The 19,700-nt window shown below is 72.3% G+C and carries 15 protein-coding genes; 10 read left to right on the top strand and 5 right to left on the bottom strand.

The features are described 5' to 3' along the window. Positions 1-301 precede the first annotated feature (301 nt). From ssd to AB0L06_RS10570, 8 genes are all read left to right on the top strand, one after another. Positions 302-1,375: a septum site-determining protein Ssd gene (ssd, locus tag AB0L06_RS10605; protein WP_500230705.1), complete on the top strand. Its 1,074-nt coding sequence runs from the start codon at positions 302-304 to the stop codon at positions 1,373-1,375. A gap of 25 nt (positions 1,376-1,400) precedes the next feature. Further along, entirely contained in the window at positions 1,401-2,570 is a 1,170-nt protein-coding gene (locus tag AB0L06_RS10600; protein WP_500230704.1) for a TadA family conjugal transfer-associated ATPase, read from the top strand. Positions 2,571-2,578: 8 nt separating this feature from the next. Further along, a complete protein-coding gene (locus AB0L06_RS10595; RefSeq protein ID WP_500230703.1) occupies positions 2,579-3,277 on the top strand; it encodes a type II secretion system F family protein in 699 nt (232 codons plus the stop codon). A gap of 2,896 nt (positions 3,278-6,173) precedes the next feature. Continuing rightward, positions 6,174-6,653: a type II secretion system F family protein gene (locus tag AB0L06_RS10590; RefSeq protein WP_500230863.1), complete on the top strand. Its 480-nt coding sequence runs from the start codon at positions 6,174-6,176 to the stop codon at positions 6,651-6,653. Positions 6,654-6,977: 324 nt separating this feature from the next. Further along, positions 6,978-7,172: a DUF4244 domain-containing protein gene (locus tag AB0L06_RS10585; RefSeq protein WP_500230702.1), complete on the top strand. Its 195-nt coding sequence runs from the start codon at positions 6,978-6,980 to the stop codon at positions 7,170-7,172. A gap of 26 nt (positions 7,173-7,198) precedes the next feature. After that, positions 7,199-7,546: a TadE family type IV pilus minor pilin gene (locus AB0L06_RS10580; RefSeq protein ID WP_500230701.1), complete on the top strand. Its 348-nt coding sequence runs from the start codon at positions 7,199-7,201 to the stop codon at positions 7,544-7,546. 819 nt (positions 7,547-8,365) lie between these two features. Then, positions 8,366-8,902 carry an Rv3654c family TadE-like protein gene (locus AB0L06_RS10575; protein ID WP_500230700.1) on the top strand — a complete coding sequence of 179 codons (537 nt, stop codon included), beginning with the start codon at positions 8,366-8,368 and terminating at the stop codon, positions 8,900-8,902. 285 nt (positions 8,903-9,187) lie between these two features. Next, the gene (locus AB0L06_RS10570; protein ID WP_500230699.1) at positions 9,188-11,029 is read left to right on the top strand and encodes a hypothetical protein; all 1,842 of its coding nucleotides are present in this window, start codon (positions 9,188-9,190) and stop codon (positions 11,027-11,029) included. Positions 11,030-11,783: 754 nt separating this feature from the next. Here AB0L06_RS10570 and AB0L06_RS10565 read toward each other — a convergent pair. Next, the gene (locus AB0L06_RS10565) at positions 11,784-14,585 is read right to left on the bottom strand and encodes a DEAD/DEAH box helicase (protein ID WP_500230698.1); all 2,802 of its coding nucleotides are present in this window, start codon (positions 14,583-14,585) and stop codon (positions 11,784-11,786) included. 256 nt (positions 14,586-14,841) lie between these two features. Here AB0L06_RS10565 and AB0L06_RS10560 point away from each other — a divergent pair, with 256 nt between their 5' ends. Continuing rightward, positions 14,842-15,195: an STAS domain-containing protein gene (locus AB0L06_RS10560; RefSeq protein WP_026412268.1), complete on the top strand. Its 354-nt coding sequence runs from the start codon at positions 14,842-14,844 to the stop codon at positions 15,193-15,195. Between the two features lie 16 nt (positions 15,196-15,211). Further along, positions 15,212-15,658 (top strand): ATP-binding protein, encoded by a 447-nt coding sequence (locus AB0L06_RS10555; protein WP_500230697.1) that lies wholly within the window; start codon positions 15,212-15,214, stop codon positions 15,656-15,658. A 196-nt stretch (positions 15,659-15,854) separates the two neighbouring features. Here AB0L06_RS10555 and AB0L06_RS10550 read toward each other — a convergent pair whose 3' ends face one another. The 4 genes from AB0L06_RS10550 to AB0L06_RS10535 form a co-directional block, all read right to left on the bottom strand. Then, positions 15,855-17,159 (bottom strand): ABC transporter permease, encoded by a 1,305-nt coding sequence (locus AB0L06_RS10550; protein WP_500230696.1) that lies wholly within the window; start codon positions 17,157-17,159, stop codon positions 15,855-15,857. Then, complete coding sequence (locus AB0L06_RS10545) at positions 17,156-17,887, bottom strand: ABC transporter ATP-binding protein (RefSeq protein ID WP_500230695.1); 732 nt, start codon at positions 17,885-17,887, stop codon at positions 17,156-17,158. Before AB0L06_RS10545 ends, AB0L06_RS10550 begins: the two co-directional genes overlap by 4 nt. Before the next feature lie 140 nt (positions 17,888-18,027). Continuing rightward, positions 18,028-19,122 carry a peptidoglycan-binding protein gene (locus AB0L06_RS10540; RefSeq protein ID WP_500230694.1) on the bottom strand — a complete coding sequence of 365 codons (1,095 nt, stop codon included), beginning with the start codon at positions 19,120-19,122 and terminating at the stop codon, positions 18,028-18,030. After that, a complete protein-coding gene (locus tag AB0L06_RS10535) occupies positions 19,119-19,652 on the bottom strand; it encodes a hypothetical protein (protein WP_500230693.1) in 534 nt (177 codons plus the stop codon). Before AB0L06_RS10535 ends, AB0L06_RS10540 begins: the two co-directional genes overlap by 4 nt. Positions 19,653-19,700 lie beyond the last annotated feature (48 nt).

Genomic DNA, 19,700 nt, shown 5'->3' with positions numbered 1-19,700 from the left:
ACCACTTAGTGCGATCTGCCCGAGACTTTTCTGGGATAACGGGCCGGCTCTACCCCCCCGGAGCCGGACCGTTCGGCGACCCCCGCCCTCCCCCCCGGCGGGGGTCGCCCTTCGTGAACGGCCCGGGTGGCGGTCACCGCCCCCCGGAACCCCACCCGGGCCTTCACAACTCTCCTCAACACGCGATTGACCTGTTGTTCCTCCCGGCTGAACGGAAGTTATCCACAGTTCGGGAGTGCGCTTCCGAGTGGCGTGGTGCGCGGCGCATCGTGGAACTCCACCGATGCGAGAGGAGAGCGCGATGACCGCCGCGCTGATCGTCACCGAGGACCCGGCCACCGCCGACGACCTGCTGCGCCTCGCCGCCGCGGCCGACGCGCCCGCCGAGGTCGCAGGCTCCGTGGGCGACGCCCGGGCGGGCTGGTACCAGGCCCCGCTCGTGCTCGTCGGCGCCGACGTTGCGGACGGCCTGGCCGCCGCCGGGCCGCACCGCCGCTCCGGCGTCGTGCTGGTCGCCCGCCCCGGCGAGGGCGCCGACGTCTACCGCCTCGCCCTCGGCGTCGGGGCCGGTGACGTCGCCCTTTTGCCGGACGACGAGCCCTGGCTGACCGACGCGATGGCCGCCGCGGCCGAGCCCGCCGACGCCCGCGGCCTCATCGTCTGCGTCACCGGCTCGCGGGGCGGCGCGGGCGCGAGCGTCCTGGCCGCGGTCCTGGCCCACTGCTCCGCGCGGGACGGCCTGCGCACCCTCCTCGTGGACGGCGACCCGCTCGGCGGCGGCGCCGACCTTCTCCTCGGACTCGAGGGCCACGAGGGCGCCCGCTGGCCCGACCTCGCCCAGCGGCAGGGCCGGATCAGCGTCGCCACCCTCCGCGACTCGCTCCCGAGCACGGGCGACCTGTCGGTTCTGTCGTGGGGCAAGACCGCGCCCGTGGCGGTGACCCCCGAGGCGGTGCGCTCCCTGCTCGACTCGGCGTCCCGCGGCTTCGACCTGACCATCGTCGACGTGCCCCGCTACCTGGGCGACATCGGCCGTCCCGCGCTGCGCGCCGCGCACACCTGCTACCTGATCGTCCCGGCCGAGGTCCGTGCGACGGTGGCCGCCGACGTCCTGGCTGGCTTCCTGCGCCGCGAGACCGCCGACGTCCGCCTCATCGTCGGCGCCCGTCCGTCCGGCGGCCTCCGTCCGGAGGCGGTGGCCCGGCATCTCGACCTGCCCAGCGTCGGCACCCTCGACCGCGACCGCCGCGTCCCGCCGGCCCTCGAACAGGGCGGCGTGTCCCGAATAGCCCGGCGAGGTCCTCTGCGCGACCTCTGCGACCACCTGCTCGACGCGCAGTCCCCTGCCCCGGCCGCCCCCTCGAAGGCCGCCTGACGTCGGCCTTCGCCGAGGAGTGAGCATGATGAACGCCAAGTTCTCCGAGGCCGTGCGCGGCAGGCTCGCCGAAGGCGGTGTCGAACCCACGGCCGGCCGGGTGGCGGCAGCCCTGCGCGCGGAAGAGCGCCTGCTCGGCGACCGCGAGGTGCTGGTCCTGGCCGACGAGTTACGCGCCGAGTTCGTCGGCGCCGGCCCCCTGGAGCCGCTGCTGCGCCTGCCGGAGGTCACCGATGTGCTGGTCAACGGCCCTGACGAGGTGTGGGTCGACGCCGGTTCCGGGCTGGTCCGAACGGGCACCCGCTTCGCCGACGAGGCCACACTGCGCCGCCTCGCCCAACGCCTCACCGCCGCTGCGGGCCGCCGTCTGGACGACGCGTCCCCGTATGCCGACGCCCGCCTGCCGGGCGGGGTGCGGCTCCACGCCGTCCTGCCGCCGGTCGCCCCGAACGGCACGTGCCTGTCCCTGCGCCTCCCTCGGCGCCGCGCCTTCACCCTGGACGAGCTGGTCGCGACCGAGACCGTCCCGCCCGCAGGGGCGGCGCTCTTGGCCGCCCTGGTCAAAGCCCGTGCGGCGTTCCTGATCAGCGGCGGCACCGGCACGGGCAAGACGACGCTGCTGAGCTGCCTACTGGGCTTGGCCGACCAGTCCGAGCGCCTGTTGCTGGTCGAGGATTCGGCCGAACTGAGTCCCGACCATCCCCATGTCGTCCGGCTGGAGACGCGACCGCCGAACGTCGAGGGCGCGGGTGGCGTGACACTGCACCAGCTTGTCCGGCAGGCCCTGCGCATGCGTCCGGACCGTCTGGTCGTGGGTGAGGTCCGAGGCGCAGAGGTCGTCGACCTGCTGGGCGCCCTGAACACCGGCCACGATGGCGGCTGCGGCACCCTGCACGCGAACGCCGCGACCGACGTCCCCGCCCGCCTCGAAGCCCTGGCCTGCGCCGCGGGCCTGAGCCGCGAGGCCGTCCACAGCCAACTGGCCGCCGCCCTGGACGTGGTCGTCCACCTGGTCAGGGTCCCGGGCACCGGCAAACGCCAGGTGGCCGAGATCTGCCTGCTGGATCGCGCCGCCGACGGCCTGGTCACGGCTGCTCCCGCGGTGTCCTTCACCTCGTCCGGCGCGCTGGAGCCCGCCCAGGCGGCTCCTGCCCTGTCCCGCCTCCTCCACCCGCACTGGCCGCTGCCATGGTGACCGCCGCCATGATCTGCGCAGCCCTGGCCGCGTGGCTGTTCTACGCCCCGTCCCGGGCGGCCGTCCGCCTGCGACGAGCCCTGCCATCGCCCGCCACGTCCACCCTGGTCACGACCCTGCTCGGGCGGGCCGCCGCCACGCGCACGTCCTTGCTCGACAAACGCCGGGCCCCTGCCCGGTGGCGGGCCACGGTGATCGAACTCTGCGAAGGCATGGCCGCCGAACTCACCACGGGCAGCACGCCTGAGGAGGCCTTCTCCACCACGGCCTCCGTCCTGAGCTCTTCCATGGCCAGGGCCTTACGCGCCCCGCCCCGACACGACCCCATCAGGCACCTGGAGCACCTCGCGGCCACCCGACCAGGGGCGGAGTCCCTGAGACTCCTCGCCGCGACCTGGCGCCTGGGCGCCGAACGAGGCGGCACCCTGGCCACCGTCCTGGACGGCCTGGCCGCCGCCCTCCGCGACGAGGAATCCCAACGCCAGGAGATATCCGTCCACCTGGCCGCCCCCAGAGCCACAGCCCGCCTCCTGGCCGTCCTTCCCGTCCTGGGCCTGGCCATGGCCACGGCCCTGGGCACCAACCCCCTCCCCTTCCTCCTCACGACCCTGCCTGGCCTGGCCTGCCTGACCACCGCCCTGGCCTTGGACGCCATCGGCCTCTGGTGGACCCACCACTTGGCCACCAAAGCCGCCATCCACCCCTGACCACCGACCCGCCTTCCAACCGGAGCCCCCATGCACCACCGACCACGGCACCGCCCACCTCGCTCCGCTCCCACCCGCCGTCCAGACACCCTCGGGCGACCCTTTCCGCCCACAGGGCTTCACCTGCGCAGCGACAACCAAGCAGGCCCGGACGAAGTCGACACATCGCACACCGCGCCCATCCGGCGAGAACGAATCTCGACCGACCCCAGGCGGCCACGACCACCCCCGCCCATGCCGTCGACATGCCCCGCGCAAGGCGCACCCTCGACGCTGGCCCGCGGAACCATGCCGGGATGCCACCCCAGAGCTCCGACACCAGACCATGGCAGCACGACCTGCCAAGGCACGCACCCAAGACGTCGCGCCAGAACATCCCCGAACACACCATGCGAAGAACACCACCGGTCCACGCCACTCGGACGGGCTCTGGACGCGTCACCTGGGCGCGAACCTACGCACGCCACCTGGGTGAGGCACCCGAATGCGGTGTCCAAGCACGCCGTCCAAGCACGCCGTCCGAGCACGCCGTCCGAGCACGCCGTCCGAGCACGCTGCCCCGGGCGGGCTTCGGGCGGGCTTCGGGCGCGTCACCTGGGCGCGAACCTGTGCACGCCACCCAGGTGAGGCACTCGGATGCGGTGTCCGGATGCAGCGGCTGAATGCGGTGCCGAGCGCCCCGTCCGTGCGCCCTGTCCGTGCGCCCTGTCCGTGCGCGCCGTCCGTGCGCGCCGCCTGGGCACGGTGTCCGGATGCGGCACTCGGATGAGGCGTCCGGATGCGGGTGTCCGGATGCGCCGTCCGGGCACGCCATCCGGAGTATGCGTGCGTAGCACGCTCTCCCGAGGCACTCCGTCTGGTTCGCGGGGTTTCGGGGCGTGCCGCCTGAGGCATGCAGTGGGGTGTGCCCAGGACAGGCACGTGGATGCTGACGGCGCGGCCCTGTCCAGATGCTGGCGGCCACGAACAGCCCGAGACATCTGTGTACTGCGGACGGCCAGACTCCTAGGCATGGGCATGGCGTGCTGTCTGGCCCGGTGCAATACCGGAGACCTGACTTGCCCGGCTTCCGGCGGTGATCGCGCACTGTTCGGCGTTGGCGCAGCACACCGCCACGGAATGCGGCCTCTGTGGGCGCGGTATCTGGGCCCACCGCCTGAGCATGGCGCGCAGTACGCACGGGGCGCCGTCCAGGGACAGCGTTCAAGGGGGCACTGCCTGAGGTGTGCCGCGCAGGGCCTCGTGTGCAACACGATGCCCTGCGCTGGGCACGCCATGTGGGCACGCCATGTGGGCACGCCATGTGGGCACGTCGCGTGGCGCCCGGGCCAGGTCGTGCAGGCCCAGGTCGTGCAGGCCACGTCGTGCAGGCCACGTTGTGCGGGGAAGGTCGTGCGGGGCACGTTGTGCGGGGCAGGTCGTGCGGGCCCACAGGTATGCGGGGCACGTCGTGCAGGCCACAGCATGCGGTGATACCGCGCCCTGGGCATGGGGCGTGGCCAGCGCCCGCGGCGCAGTGCGCAGGGCACGGTGCCCGGGGTCCGGGGGGTGGGCACAAGGCATGGGCGCGTGCGTTGGGCACGGGGTGGGGCAGGGCAGGGCAGGGCAGGGACGATGACCGAGTCCCGGTAGACGGAGTCGTAGAGGGCGAGCAGCACGGGGCATCGGCGTGCGGGGCCCGCTGGCTGAGGTATGCCGCGCAGTACGCCTTGTGGGCGGCACGTCCTGCATGGAGCGCGGCGTCAGGGACGCCACTCAGGGACATCGCCTGAGCCACGCCGCGCGGGGCGTTCTGCGCAACACGCTGTGCGCGGGGGAGTGGCGCTCGGCGCAAGGTGTGCGGGGCGCGGGCTGCGGGGGTGCGGGGTGTCATGGGTGGGCCGCGCGCTTTGCCAGGCGTCGTGCTGGGCTGCGTGTCTGGCTGGTTGTGACGCCACTGGCCCGGATTGTGCTGGAACGCTCGCCGAAGTCCGTCTGCCCATGGCTAGGAACGCGTCCAGTAGCGCCTCGGACGTCCGTGGTGGGTCGGCAAGGTCGTCGCCCCTGGTCCGGCATGCCTCGCCTTGCTCAGGTTCTTGCCTGGTGGAGGTCTCTGGCTCAGTCCAGGCCACGGCTTCGGGGGTTCCACTTCGGACTCTTCTGGACTCCGGGATGCGTGAAGGTGTCGCCGCTGAGGCAGCGGCCTCTCGGACCACCGCATGCGGGTGTCCCATCTGGTTGTGCGTGACCTACCTCGAGTCAACGACTACATCGCTCAGGAGTACACATGCTGTGGACAGCCGCTCTCTGCTTCGCCATCTGCGCGTTCGTGGCCTCGAAGCCTTCTCGGTCGGCTGCTCGACGGCTTGCTTCCGTTCGCTCGTCCAACGGAGCAGGCCGGCAGGCGGAGCAGGACGAGAGCGGGCGCGCTGCAGGCTGGAAGAACCTGTGGGGCAGGCTGTGGCGGCGAAGACCTGGCCGAAGCGCAGCTCCCCCGTTGGAGGCGCGACGCGGAGCTGTGAAGTTCAGGGGGCCGGGTGGCGATGGCGCTCATCGCGACTTCACTCCCATGGCATCCCGTGTTCTCGCTGCTCAAGGTGGGTACCGCGGTGCTGGCGTCGATGCCCTTCCTCAACGTTCGGGAGGAGGCTTGGACGGTCGGGCAATGCCAGCGCGGATGGGCGTCCGCGGGACGGACGGGGGTTGGAGGGGTCGCGGCCTCCGCAGGCTGAGTACCGGCGTTGGCCTGGGGCGGAACGGCTCATCGTCGACTGGCGCGGGGACGGAGCGGGAGTGGGCGCTTCGGGGTGCGGCAGCGCTGGCACCTGCGCTGGTCACAGCGTGGGTGATCGGTGGGTCGGGTGGGTGGGTCGTTGGAGCGATCGTGGCGGTAGCCCTCACCAGGTGGTCGGTGAACATGGGGAAGGCCGACGACCGGGAACGGCGGAGTCGGATCGTTCGTGAGCTTCCGGTGACGGTCGACCTGCTGGCCGCCTGCCTCAGGGGTGGGATGCCGTGGGACGAATCGGTCGAGGCCGTCGCGTCCACGATCGGCGGTCCCCTGGGCGAGGAGCTGGGCGCCGTCTCGGTCCAGATTCGCCTGGGGGCCGACCCGGTGCGTGCCTGGCTCGACCTGGGCGAACGGCAACCGGTGCTGGCGCCGCTGGCACGCGCCGCAGTTCGCGCGTCGCGCAGTGGGACGGCGTTGTCGCTCTCGTTGGAACGCCTCGCTCAGGAGCAGCGGCGGACGGCGAGAACGGTGGCCGCCGAGCGGGCGCGCTCAGCGGGTATTCGCGCGCTGATGCCGTTGGGCTTGTGCTTTCTTCCGGCCTTCGTGTTGCTGGGGATCGTCCCGGCCATTGTTGGAATCGCTTCGTCGATGTCGCTCCCATGGTGAGAACTTGGCTGCAATTCTCACGCGAGCTCGAGGGCCCCTTCCGGCACCGTGATTTCTCCGGAGTGCGCAAGTGCTCTCCGCGCGGCCGGAGTGTCGCGGCTTATGTCTCGGGATGGCTCTGCTTCTGGACGTGCGGCGCTGGTTGAGGAGATGCAACGCGTCCAGTGGTGCGGGTGTTGATTTCGCCTTGACCAGCGAGTTTGTGACCTGGTCTACGGGGTTGGGCGGAGTTATCCACAGTTCGGTGGTCGGCTTGGGATGGGGGTTCCCGTGGAGCAGGCTGGTCACAGGGCGTGAGAGGCGCCCGACCGAGAGGAGAGCAAGATGACGAGCATCGCTCGGATGGTCCGACGTTGTCGCCGTGTCGCCGGTGACGCGGGCATGTCCACGGCCGAGTACGCGGTCGGCACGATCGCCGCCGCTGCCTTCGGGGGCCTGTTGTACAAGATCGTGACCAGCTCTGAAGTGCAGAAAGCCCTCTTAGGGATCATCCAAAGAGCCCTGCAGACTGCCGGGTGAACATGCGGCGGCGGTGTGATCGCGGCATGGCCACTGCGGAGATCGCGGTTGCCCTGCCCGCGCTGGTCTTCGTCACGGTGCTCGCGCTCTGGGCGGTGGCGGCCGCGTCCATCCACATGTCGTGTGTGGACGCGGCTCGCGCCGGAGCCCGTGCCGCGGCGCGCGGCGAGTCCCTCGACGCCGTTCGGTCCCTCGTGACTCGTTCGGCCCCTCGAGGGGCGACGGTCTCCGTGCGGCGTGACGCCGACCGCGTCCAGGTGACGGTTTCGACGGCCGTGCGTCCACCAGCACTGGCTGCCCTGCCGCCCCTCGACGTCCAAGGGCATGCCGAAGCCGAGACCGAGCCAGGCGCACAGGCCGGACCGGAGGGCTAGCTGGATGCTTCCCAGGCTGTGTTCCTTGGCCGTAGCCATGCCCGCGACGATCCACGTCCGCTAACCCCTCTGGATCACGACCAACACCGACACCGAGATCCCCCAACTCGCTGCACGACCTCGCTCCCACCGTCACCGTCAGCGCCGCAGGCGCCTTCGGGAGGCGGCGTTCAGCCCGCCTGCACCGCTACTGGCGCCCTGATGTCCCGTGCCCTCCCCGAGCAGTGCTCCACGGAGTGGCGTGGAGTGGTGCCACACCGTGGCCCGTGGCCCGTGGCCCGTGGCCCGTGGGCCATGGGCCATGGGCCATGGGGTGCGGCCCCTGGGCGGTGGGCCATGGGCGGTGGGCCATGGGCGGTGGGCCATGGGTAGGCCGTGGGCTGGGAGCAGTGGCCGTGGCCGTGGGCCGTGGGGCGTGGGGCGTCGGCATGGGCCGTGGGCCGTGGGCCGTGGGCCGTGGAGCGTGGGCCGTGGGCCGTGGGGCGTGGGGCGTCGGCATGGGCCGTGGGGCGTGGGGCGTCGGCATGGGCCGTGGTTCCGTGGGGCGTGAGGTGTGGGCGTGGGCCGTCGAGCGCGGGGCGCGGGCCGTAGACCGTAGGCCGTGGGAGGTGGGGCGTCGGGCGTCGGCATGGGCCATCGGGGGCGTGTCGTGGGCGGTGGGGCGCGTGTGCCGCGGGCCTGTGCGCTGCGATGCCTTGTGTGCCTGGGTGAAGAGCTGCAGGGGAGGGTGCGGCGTGAGGAGGGCAGGGGAGAGCGCGGTGTGAGGGGGGCAGGGGAGGGCGCGGTGTGAGGGCGCGTGGAGGGGCGCCGGAGAAGTGCATGGAGAGGCGCTGGAGGGTGCATGGAGAGGGGGCGGAGGAGTGCATGGAGAGGGGCGGAGTGCATGGCGAGGGGGCGGAGTGCATGGAGGGGCGCTGGAGGGGTGCGTGGAGAGGGGCGGGTTTGGGGGGTGGGGTTGTGGAGCGGGGTGGTGTGGCGGTGAGGGGGCGTGGGGGAGGGGTGGATCGCGGGGCGGGGACGGTTTGGGTGTTGGCGTTTCTGGGGGTGATTTGGAGTGTGGGGGTGGCGGCGATGGTGGTGGGGGGTGTGCGGGGTGCTCGGCATCGGGTGGAGGCTGCGGCGGATCTCGGGGCGTTGGCGGGGGCCGGGCGTGTGAGTGAAGGGGAGGGGGCGGCGTGCCGGGTGGCGCGGGAGGTGGCGGCCGATTCCGGCGGACGGGTCGCGTCGTGTGTGGTGCGTGGGAGGATCGTGGAGGTCTCGGTGGACGGCGTGGTGCGGCTGCCGTTCGGGATGCGTGAGGTTCGGGTGGTGGCGCGGGCCAGGGCTGGTCCTGTCGGACGCGACGGCGTACCCTGACCGGTCTCGACTCTTGAACCGGATGTCAATAGGGAGCCGGAAGGGCGACAGGGGCCGGTGGCGGCCAAAGTCGTGTGGCTTTGTCACTCTTCCGTGACTTTCGCTACCAAGTAGTACGTTACGCTGCCGTAAGCCCAGAGTTATCGCGTGAAACGGTGGCTGCTACGGCCCCTCGCCCCTCCCGAGGCCGGACACTCCCCAGACGGGCTCGGCTGCGCGGACGGTGCGGGTCCGGTCGGGTGCTGTTGGAGGTATGTGGCTGTGACGAGGATTCGCAGGATCGGCGTGATCGCTCTCGCGACGCCCCTTGCGATGGCCTTCCCCGTGATCGGCATGATGCCCGCCGGGGCGTCCAACGGGATCACCGCGCCGCAGAACGGCAGCGTCATCACCAGCGGCTCCCAGGTGACCGTCCGCGCGACGTACGACTTCGCGTTCCAGATGCAACTGCGGGCCAAGACCCCGGGGTCGGGAGACACCTTCCTGACGTCCGGCGGTGTCATGGACCACTCGCTCTCCGCGCCGCTCTCGCTCGACCGCAACGGCCGCTACACCGTCTACATCAAGGGCAGCACGACCGGACACGTCTACGCGTCCAGCACGTTCACGGTCCGGATCGCTCCGTCCCCGCCGAGCGGCGTGTCCGCGTCGGTCTCCGGCAACAGGATCAAGGTCAACTGGAACCTCGGGCTCGAGGACGACCTGACGGGTTACACCGTGAAGGCGCCCGGCGGAGGCTCGAAGAGCGGCAGCGTCGGAAGCCTGTGCTCCGGTTCCAGCTGCTCGGCGTCGATTCCGGTCGGCTCGGCGAGCGGGTCGGTGTCGGTTCAGGTCCAAGCGCGTCGGTCGACCGGGCTGGGGGGATCGGTCGCGTCCCCGGCCTCGCTGGCGACCGTGTCCGTCGGTGGCGGTGGGAACGGGCCGAACACGAGCGTCCCGCCTGGTACCACCGTGCCTCCGTCGGGAGACAACGGAACCAACAGGAACACGCCGCTCACGCCGTTCAACAACCAGTCGCCGGTCACGCTGCCGTCCGTCCAGCCGTCCGACGCGACCTCGGGGTTCACCTACCCGACGCCGCAGGTCGCGTCCAGCCAATCTCCGAAGGCGGAGAACGCCGCCGCCTCCACTCAGCTCCAGTGGGGCCGCAGCATCGGCATCGCGCTCGTGCTGCTCGTCGCCGCCGCCCACCTCGGCACTTGGACGCGCCGCCTGCGCACCGTCCAGGCGGGAGTGAGCGAGAAGGGCATGGCCGCCCGCCTGGCGCGCAGTGGCTCGGCGCGTAGTCGTGTCCGCAACGCCAAGCAGCACATCGCGCAGGCGGAAGCGATGGCGAAGACCACCGTCCTCACTCCGCCTGGGCCTGGCGCGTCCGCCGCGTCGTCGGGCGAGGGCACGATGGGCGTCGGCGGCGTCGGCGGCGTCGCAGGTGGGGCCGATGCGGGTGCGGCTGACACGGGTGTTGCGCAGCCTGGAAGCACCGCTGCCCTCAAGGCGCTCCCGGGTGCAAGTTCCGCTGACGGCGCTTCGAGTGCGTCGAAGGGGACGACCGGGACGCCGAGTGTTGTTCAGGGGGCTGCTGCGAACTCCGGTCCGCGTCGGTCGTCTCGCCGTCCGGCTCGGCTCGGCAAGCGTCGTGGCGGTGTCGACGTTCGCATCGCGGACAAGCGCGCAGGTGCCCCGGCCGTCGACCCGATGTCCGGCGACTCCGCTGCAAAGCAGGCTGACGACTCATCCGCTGGTCTGCCGATCGGCGCCGAAGCCGGGACCTTCGGGGCTGCGGCGGTCGACGCACCGACCGGCTCGACCAGTGGCCGATTCGGTGACGCGGCGGCACCGCGCACCCCGGCCGCGGACGTCCCGGCCGCGGGTGTTCCGGCGCCACGCACCTCGGCCGCAGGTGTTTCGCCCCAGGACGCGCAGGACCAGGGGACGCCAGACGCGGGTGCTTCTGTTGAGGGCGCTGCGGAGTCCGGAACGCGTCCGCTGAAGCAGCGGGACATCTTCAGCGTGGCTTCGGCCGTCGAAGGCGTTTCCGAAGAGCCCGACGCGTCCACGACGGATGCCCCGTCCTCGGAGAACAAGCCCAAGGGACGCCGCTCCGGACGCGGCCGACGTCACAAGTAGCCCGGTCGCCGGGAGCCTTCGGTCGAAGGTGCCCTTGTCGGCGCTGAAGGCTGTGCCCGGCCAGGAAGCTCCTCCTTTGGCCTAGGGCGTGTCTCAAAGTCGGCGCCCGTGCCTGGGCGTCGCGCAGTAGGGCAGGTGGCTTTGAGACACGCCCTAGGCCTACACGCGCCAGTGCAGTGTTTCTTCGACTGCTGCAGGCAGTGGCTCAGGTCTGGCCGCAGGTGTGCAGACCCTCGCGAGGCCCGATCGCCACCCACGCTCACATCCGCGCACTCCGGCACCCGCATCAGCAGGGCTCCGTCTTGCGGGCGGCACAGTCGCCAGCGGCGGGTCGCGTCCTCGGGAAGGACCCGGCAGGCGGACGCGCCGCCGTCCGCCTGCCGTCCCACTAGTTTCGCGCCGCCGAGTTACATACCAGCACCTGCACCGGCACCCGCGTCAGTCTCTCGACACCCGGACCCGGCTCGGTTTCGCACCGGCAGGCTCCGCCCGCACTCGCACACTGCCTTTGTACTCGCGCCGGCAGCCGCGTCGGTTCCGATGTCGGCGCTCGTGTTGGCAGGCCCTCGTCGGTACCGGCACCCGTGTCGGCAGGTGTCCGCCCGTGCCCATATCCGCCTCGGTGCTTGCACCGGCACCCTCGCCTGCTGGCGCTCGGGCTCACGTGGGCGCTGGAACTCGCATTGGCGGCTTGTGTTCTTGTCGGGGTGGTTGGTGGGGCTTGGGGATGTGCTCGGCGGTAGGGGTGGTGGGGTTAGGGGGATTGGGGGAGGAGTTGGGCCAGGAGGGTCAGGGCGCCTTGTTTGTCCAGGGGGTCGTTGCCGTTGCCGCACTTGGGGGACTGGATGCAGGAGGGGCAGCCGGTGTCGCATTCGCAGGAGGCGATGGCGTCGCGGGTGGCGGTGAGCCAGGAGCGGGCGTCGCGGTAGCCGCGTTCGGCGAAGCCGGCGCCGCCTTCGTGGCCGTCGTAGACGAAGACGGTGAGGAGGCCGGTGTCGGGGTGGACGGCGGTGGAGACGCCGCCGATGTCCCAGCGGTCGCAGGTGGCGAAGAGGGGGAGCAGGCCGATGGAGGCGTGCTCGGCGGCGTGGGCGGCGCCGGCGAGGTCGAGGTCGCCCAGGGCGTCGACCTGGCCCGCGGAGAGGGTCCACCAGACGGCGCGGGTGCGGAGGGTGCGCGGGGGGAGGTCGAGGGGTTTCTCGCCGAGCATCTCGCCGGTCTGGAGGCGGCGCATCTGGTAGGCGACGACCTGGTGGGTGACCTCGACGGTGCCGTAGTGCAGGCGGGCCTCGCCCCAGGGGGTGGAGCGGAGCTCGTCGACGATCCGGATGTCGGTGACGTCCCGGGCGGTGGTCGAGTAGTCGGGGTCGGCGGCCTCGACGAGGGCGACCGAGTCGTCCAGGTCGAGGGTCTGGACGACGAAGGACTCGCCCTGGTGGAGGTAGACGGCGCCGTCGTGGACGGTGGTGTGCGCGGACGACTCGTCCACGGTGCCGAGGAGGCGGCCGGTGGCGAGCTCGACGACCTGGACGGGGGCGCCGCCCGCGCCGCGGATGTCGGCGAGGTCGGCCGGGTTCTCGCGGCGCGTCCAGAACCAGCCGGCGGGACGGCGGCGGAGCATGCCGCGGTGGACGAGGTCGGGGAGCAGGTCGCCGGTGGTCGGGCCGAACAGGTCGAGGTCGGCGTCGGTCAGCGGGACCTCGGCGGCGGCGGCGCACAGGTGCGGGCCGAGGACGTAGGGGTTGTCCGGGTCCAGGACGGTGGCCTCGACCGGGGTGCCGAAGATCGCCTCGGGGTGGTGGACGAGGTAGGTGTCGAGCGGGTCGTCGCGGGCGACGAGGACGGCCAGGGCGGACTGCCCGGACCGTCCGGCGCGTCCGGCCTGCTGCCAGAGGGAGGCGCGGGTGCCGGGCCAGCCGCAGACCAGGACGGCGTCCAGGCCCGAGACGTCCACGCCGAGTTCGAGGGCGTTCGTGCTGGCCAGGCCGACCAGCTCGCGGGAGCGCAGCGACTTCTCGAGCGCGCGGCGCTCTTCGGGGAGGTATCCGGCGCGGTAGGCGGCGACCTGGCCGGACAGCTCGGGGGCGGCCTCCTCCAGCGCGCGCTTGGCGCCCAGCGCGACGGACTCCGCGCCGCGCCGGGAGCGGACGAACGCCAGCGTCTGGACGTCCTCGACGACGAGGTCGGCGAGCAGGTCGGCGGCCTCGGCGGTGGCGGTGCGGCGGACGGGCGCGCCCTGCTCGCCGCGCAGGTCGGTCAGCGGCGGCTCCCACAGCGCGAAGGTCGCGGGACCGCGCGGGGACGTGTCGTCGTCCACGGCGATCACGTCCAGGCCGGTGAGGCGGGACGCGGCGGTCGCGGGCTCCGAGGTCGTCGCGGACGCCAGGACGAACGTGGGGAACGCGCCGTACCGAGCGCAGACGCGGCGGAGGCGGCGGATGATCTGCGCGACGTGCGAGCCGAACACGCCCCGGTAGCCGTGCGCCTCGTCGATGATCACGTAGCGGAGGCGGCGCAGGTACCCCGACCAGCGGGCGTGGCCGGGCAGGATCGAGCGGTGCAGCATGTCCGGGTTGGTCAGCACGTAGTTGGCGTGCTGCCGGACCCAGCCGCGCTCGTCGCGGGGCGTGTCCCCGTCGTAGGTGGCCGCGCGCACCCGCGGCAGCCGGAGCGCCCGCACCGCCCTGAGCTGGTCCGCCGCGAGCGCCTTCGTCGGGGAGAGGTAGAGCACGGTGCCCTCGCCCACGACCCGTCCGAGCGCGCCGCCGGCTCGTTCGCCCGCGGCCTGCTTGCGCGCGCCGCGAGGACGCCCGCCCGCGGTCTGTCCGAGCGCACCCCCGGCACGTTGAGCCGCGGTCTGCTCGGGTGCGCCGCCGGGGCGTTCGCCCGTGGCCCGTCCGAGTGCGGCCCCGGCAGGCTCGCTTGCGGCCCCGGTGGGTTCGCTTGCGGCCCCGGTGGGTTCGCCTGCGGCTCCGGTGGGTTCGCCTGCGGGTGGGGGGAGCGTGTTCGTCGGCTGCTCGTGCGGTGGTGCGGTCTCTTCGGGGGTGGGATGCGTCGCTGTGAGACGTGCTGAGGCGTTGTCCCCGGTTGAAGGAACGTCGGTGGGGGCGGGCTCGTTGTCGTTCATAGGAACGGCATCGCGTGCGGCCCGGCTCTGGGGCGTTTCGCCGTCGGCGCGCGCGTCCTGCGCTGTTGCGGGGACGTGGGCGGCGGCGGGGGACGGCTCGGCGGTGCGGGGGGCCGGAACGGTGTGGTCGGTGTGGATGGCGGCCAGGGACGGGAGGAGGTAGGCGAGGGACTTGCCCGAGGCGGTGCCGGTGGCGATGATCACAGACCGGCCTGCGTGGGCGAGTTCGGCGGCGGCGGCCTGGTGGTGCCAGGGGGCCTCGATGCCGGCGGCGGTGAGACGCTCGAGCAGCTCCGGCGGCGTCCAGGACGGCCAGGGCGCGCGACGACCCTGACGTGCGGGGACGTTCTGGACATGCGTGATCCGCCCACGGCGGGTGGGGTCGGCGAGGAGGCGGTCCAGGGGCGCGGGAGATCTTTGGCCGGGCATGAGGTTTTCAGTTTGCCAGCCGGGGGACAACGATGAGAACGCCCCGCCGCCGGAGGCTGGCCTCCCCATGCCATGACCGGCAGATCACCAGGTCAGACGTGATGGCGCGAAGTTTCGCCCCAGTAGGCGATAACCTGCCTCCAGGGCGGCGGAGCGTGGTTGAATCTCGACGGAGTTCCGTCGTTCCGAAACCGGCCGTATCCGGGGGATCGGGGCGCGCGGAGTGCAAGTTTTGCTGCACGGCGCTGGAGGACCTGTGGACCTGAAGGTGAACGACTACACCACCGATGACGGCCTGACCGTCATCACCGTGGAAGGCGAGATCGACGTCTACACGGCCCCCAAGCTTCGCGAGAAGCTGATCGACCTGGTGAACAAGGGCAAGTTCCACCTGCTGGTGGACATGGAGAAGGTGGAGTTCCTCGACTCGACCGGTCTCGGGGTCCTGGTCGGCGGCCTGAAGCGGGTGCGCGCGCACGACGGCTCGCTGGAGCTGGTCTGCACCCAGGAGCGCATCCTCAAGATCTTCCGCATCACCGGGCTGACCAAGGTCTTCGGCATCCACAAGACGATCGCCGAGGCCGAGGAGAAGCGCAAGGGCGCCAAGTAGGCGGCCTGACAGAGAGATGGCGACCGTTGAACTCTCTTTCAGCGCGCTCCCCGTCCACGTCAGGACGGCCCGTCTGATCGTGACCGCCGTGGCCAGACGCAGTGGCGTCGACGAGGCGATCATGGACGAGGTCCGGCTGGCGGTCGGGGAGGCGTGCTCGCGGGCGGTGGAGGCACACCGCCTGCACTGTCCCGACGAACCGGTGCGGCTCGAGCTGAGTGACACCGGACACCGCTTCCAGGTGATCGTCAGTGATTCGGTCCCGGCGGACGAGGCGGAGGGCGGACCTCCCTCGGCCCCGCGGCCGGACGACATCCCGGCCCTGGCTCTGGCCGGAGACGCCGACCTGGGTCTCGCCGTCATCGCCGGGCTGGCCGATGACGTGGAGATCTCGAACACCCCCAAGGGCGTCCAGATCAGGATGAGCTGGCCGGCCGAGCGGCCGGCGGCTCCGACGATCTGACCGGCTTCCCCCGGAGCCGGACGCACGACGTCATGCGACAAGGCCCCGTCCTCAGGTGAGGACGGGGCCTTCTCGTCGTACGCGACAGATCCTTCTCGTCGTGCGCGACAGATCGAGCTTGTTGCGCGACAGATCCTGCTCGGCGTGCGCGACTGATCGTGCTCGTCGCGGACAGCTGATCGTGCGCGAGGGGCCCTCAGGGGCTGGTCAGGGCCTCCGTCGGGGGGAGGCGGGCGGCCCGGATCGCGGGATAGAGGCCGGCGATGGCGCCGATGACGAGCGTGGCGGCGAGCCCGCCCGCCATGGCCCAGGGCGGGACGACCGTCGGCCAGTGCTGCGCGACCGCGAAGCCGAAGGTGACGAGCGCGCCGAGGGCCACGCCGCCGATCCCGCCGAGGGCGGCGAGCAGCTGGGACTCGGTGAGGAACTGGAGCCGGATCTGGCCCCGGGTGGCGCCGAGGGCGCGGCGCAGGCCGATCTCGGCGCGGCGTTCCAGGACGGAGATCACCATCGTGTTCGCGACGCCGACGCCGCCGACCAGCAGGGCGACGCCGCCGAGGCCGAGCAGCAGCGCCGTGAAGGTCTGGTTCGCGGCGTGCTCGGCGGCCAGCGCGTCCGACGGCCGGGACACCTCGATCTCGTTCGGCGACTCGGGGTTGGCGGTCTGGGCGAGCAGGTTCTGGACGCGCTCGACGGCGTCCTTGGCGGTCCGCGTGTAGACCGTGGTGGCGTGGCCGTCGAAGCCGAGCCGGGAGACGGCCGCGTCCCAGCCGACCAGTGCGGACGAGTCCAGTTCGGGCGCGAGCGCGTTCGGGGACAGGACGCCGACGACGGTGAACCAGCGTCCGGCCAGCCACACCTGGCCGCCCGCGCCGGTGACGCCGAGCCGGTCGGCCGCGGCGGAGCCGAGCACGACGGCCGGGTAGCGGCCGGTCGCGGCGTTCAGCCAGGTCCCGGAGCGCAGTTCGAGGCCGACCGTGCTCGGAAGCCGCAGGTCGGCCGCCATGACGGCGATCCCGCCGGTCTCCTCGGGGTCGATGTGGTCGTTGCGGTAGACGTGCGTGTCGGGGACCTTGCCGGTGGCGGCGGCGGACTCCACGTCCGGCATCCTCGCGATCATGCCCGGCGCGGTGAACGGGAGCTCCGCGTTCCCGCCGAAGAAGTCGTGTCCGGGACTGACCGTCAGCAGGTTGGTGCCGAGCTGGTCGAGCGTGGCCTGGAGCTGCGCCCGGCTGGACGTGGAGATCCCGACGACGCCGATCATGGCGGCGATGCCGATGGCGATGCCCAGCGCGGAGAGCACGACCCGGAGGGGGCGTGTCCGCAGTCCGGCCGCTCCCACGCGCAGGACGTCCCGTGCGCCGAGGCGTCCGGCCCGTTCCAGGCGCCTTCCGCGCTTCGGCCGCAGGCCGTGTCTCGACCGCCGCTCGCGTTTCGGCCGCTTGCCGCCACGTTCCAGGCGGCGCAGGGCGCGGCGCGGGGGTGCGTCGGCGGCGGTCATGCGGGGGACTCCGCGGTGTCCTGGACGACGCGTCCGTCCCGCATGGTGATGTTGCGGGGGACCTGGGCGGCGATGTCGCGGTCGTGGGTGATGAGGACCACGGTGGTGCCGCCGCCGGACAGCTCGCGCAGCAGGTCCAGGACGACCGCGCCGGACGCGGTGTCGAGGGCGCCGGTCGGCTCGTCCGCGAGCAGTAGCCCGGGGTCGCCGACGACGGCGCGGGCGATCGCGACGCGTTGCTTCTCACCGCCGGAGAGCTGGTGCGGGCGATGTCCGAGGCGGTGTCCGAGGCCGACGCGTTCCAGCGCCTCGCGCGCGCGGGCGCGTCGGCGGGAGATCGGGACGCCCGAGTAGAGCAGGCCGTCCGCGACGTTGTCCACGGCCGGGACGCCGGCCGCCAGGTGGAACTGCTGGAACACGAACCCGATGCGGCGGGCGCGGAGCGCCGACAGCCGCCGGTCCGAGAGGCGGGACACGTCCTGGCCCTCGAACAGGACCGTCCCGGACGCGGGACCGTCGAGCGTGCCGAGCAGGTTCAGCATCGTGGACTTGCCCGATCCGGACGGTCCGACCACGGCGACGAACTCGCCCGGCGAGATCGTCAGCGAGACGGCGTCCAGCGCGGTCACGCCGCCGGGATAGGACTTGGTGACCTCGCGCAGCTCGACCACCGCGAACCCCGGCCGCCCGTCACGGGTGTGAGCCGGTCCGTCCGGCGAAGTGGACACGTCCGGTGGAGGGGATGCCTCCGGTGGAGGGGATGTGTCCGGCGAGTGGGGCGCGTCCGCCGTCATGCCCGGTTCGGTTCCCGGCGGGATCACCCGTTCGGGGCGGGTCGTCATGGAGGGGAGGGTTTCGTTGGGGAGGCTCATGTGGGCACCACCACCTTCATGCCCGGGGTGATTCCGGAGCCGCTGACCTCGACCTGGCCCTGGGCGAACACGCCGGTGTCCACCTTGACCGTCCGGACGGGGGTGGACGCGCCGGACACGACCTGCACGCCGTAGCCGCCGCCCGGTAGGGCGACGAGCGCGCCGACCGGGACGGCCAGCACGGACGCGTGCTTCGACGCGGTCAGGTAGACGTCCACGGGGGCCTTGTCGTAGGAGCCGAGGGCGCGCTGGCGGCCGACCTCGACGGTCACCTTGACCGTGGTGGCCGCGTCGGCGCGGGCCTGGGTGGCGACCTTGCCGACCGAGCTGATCGTCCCCTTGGTGGAGCCGCCGTCGGGCAGGTCGATGGTGACGCCCGCGTCGACCTTGGCGAGCTTCTGGTACTTGACGTCCAGGTCGATGGTGACGACGCGGGTGGTGCCGGTGTAGGTGAGCAGCTGGCCGGACGCGGGGCCGCCGGTCTGCGCGCGGCGTTCGGCGACGCGGAGCTCGTCCCGCGCGACGACGACGCTTCCGGGGGTGATCTGGCCGGTCTCGTCCATGCCCATGTCCTCCTGCCACTGCTTGACGGCGGTGGCGGTGGACGAGGTGTACTCCTTGTCGACGGTGAATCCGCCGTAGCCGAGCGCGGCGAGGTTCCGTTCGAACTGGAGGACGTCGGCGCCCGAGACCCCGTCCTTGAGGGTGCGGTAGAGCGGCATCCTCCCGTACAGCAGCGGCACCGGACGGTTGTCGACGCGGTAGGCGGGCTCGCCGCGCGAGATCTTCGTGCCCGGCGACGGCAGCCAGGTGACCGTCCCGCCGGACGATCCGCCTCCGCCGTGGGACCCGCCGCCCCCCGAGCCGTTCGACGGGGCCGACAGCGTGGTCGTGTCGCCGTAGCCGAGGGTGCCGTCGACCTTCTGCGTCTCGGTGAGCGTCGTCCGCTCGACGGCGGCGGTCGCGGGCACCCTCGGACCTCCGGCCGGTCCGTGCCCGCCCCCGCCGCCGAGCCCGGCCGTGGCGAGGCCGGCGCCGCCGACCGCCGCCACGGCCAGGACGCCCAGCATGATCGAGCGGGACCGTCTCACTTCTTGACTCCGGGCTGGAACTGCTGGCACGCCTGGTTCGCGGCCTTCATCTTCGGGTCGTCCTCGGGGCTGCTGTTGCCCTTCTCGCCGCCCTGGCCGGGCGGCCTGCTCGCCCGGAGCATGAGACCGCCGTTCGGGTCCGGGTCCTGCATGTCGATGCCGTGCTGGCGCATGCACTGGGCGAACTTGCGCATCTTGTCGAGGTCCTCGGGGCTTGCCTTGCGCGGCTTGCCGCCGTTCGGCATGAAGTGCTGGCACTCCTTCTGCGCGGAGTCCATCTGCTGCTTGACGTCCGCGCCCTTCGGGCCGGCCGTCTGCATGACGGTGATCCTCCCGTCGCCGTCCGGGTCCTTCATGTTGACGCCGTGCTCGCGCATGCACTTGGCGAAGTCGCGCATCTTGGTGGTGTTGTCGGCCTTCTTCGCCGCCTCGTTGGCGAGCTTGTTGTCGGAGCCGCCGCCTCCGCAGGCCGCGAGGCCGAGGGCCAGAACGGGTACCAGCAGCAGGCCGGCGATCCGTGGGGTCCGCATCGTCGTCTCCTCGTCCGCGCCGGGTCGTTCCCGGCGATCGACGAGAAG

It is taken from the genome of Spirillospora sp. NPDC052269 (assembly GCF_040679435.1).
Classification (GTDB): Bacteria; Actinomycetota; Actinomycetes; order Streptosporangiales; family Streptosporangiaceae; genus Spirillospora.
The sequence above is the reverse complement of the archived record's forward strand: the minus strand, read 5'-3'. Positions and strand labels throughout refer to the sequence as shown.

Bases quoted from the DNA above. Each gene is read 5' to 3' on its own strand.
- AB0L06_RS10550 (WP_500230696.1), bottom strand. From the start codon at position 17,159: ATGACCGCCGCCGACGCACCCCCGCGCCGCGCCCTGCGCCGCCTGGAA.
- ssd (WP_500230705.1), top strand. From the start codon at position 302: ATGACCGCCGCGCTGATCGTCACCGAGGACCCGGCCACCGCCGACGAC.
- AB0L06_RS10585 (WP_500230702.1), top strand. From the start codon at position 6,978: ATGACGAGCATCGCTCGGATGGTCCGACGTTGTCGCCGTGTCGCCGGT.
- AB0L06_RS10535 (WP_500230693.1), bottom strand. From the start codon at position 19,652: ATGCGGACCCCACGGATCGCCGGCCTGCTGCTGGTACCCGTTCTGGCC.
- AB0L06_RS10595 (WP_500230703.1), top strand. From the start codon at position 2,579: ATGATCTGCGCAGCCCTGGCCGCGTGGCTGTTCTACGCCCCGTCCCGG.
- AB0L06_RS10555 (WP_500230697.1), top strand. From the start codon at position 15,212: ATGGCGACCGTTGAACTCTCTTTCAGCGCGCTCCCCGTCCACGTCAGG.
- AB0L06_RS10565 (WP_500230698.1), bottom strand. From the start codon at position 14,585: ATGCCCGGCCAAAGATCTCCCGCGCCCCTGGACCGCCTCCTCGCCGAC.
- AB0L06_RS10590 (WP_500230863.1), top strand. From the start codon at position 6,174: ATGGGGAAGGCCGACGACCGGGAACGGCGGAGTCGGATCGTTCGTGAG.
- AB0L06_RS10580 (WP_500230701.1), top strand. From the start codon at position 7,199: ATGGCCACTGCGGAGATCGCGGTTGCCCTGCCCGCGCTGGTCTTCGTC.
- AB0L06_RS10600 (WP_500230704.1), top strand. From the start codon at position 1,401: ATGATGAACGCCAAGTTCTCCGAGGCCGTGCGCGGCAGGCTCGCCGAA.
- AB0L06_RS10575 (WP_500230700.1), top strand. From the start codon at position 8,366: ATGGAGAGGCGCTGGAGGGTGCATGGAGAGGGGGCGGAGGAGTGCATG.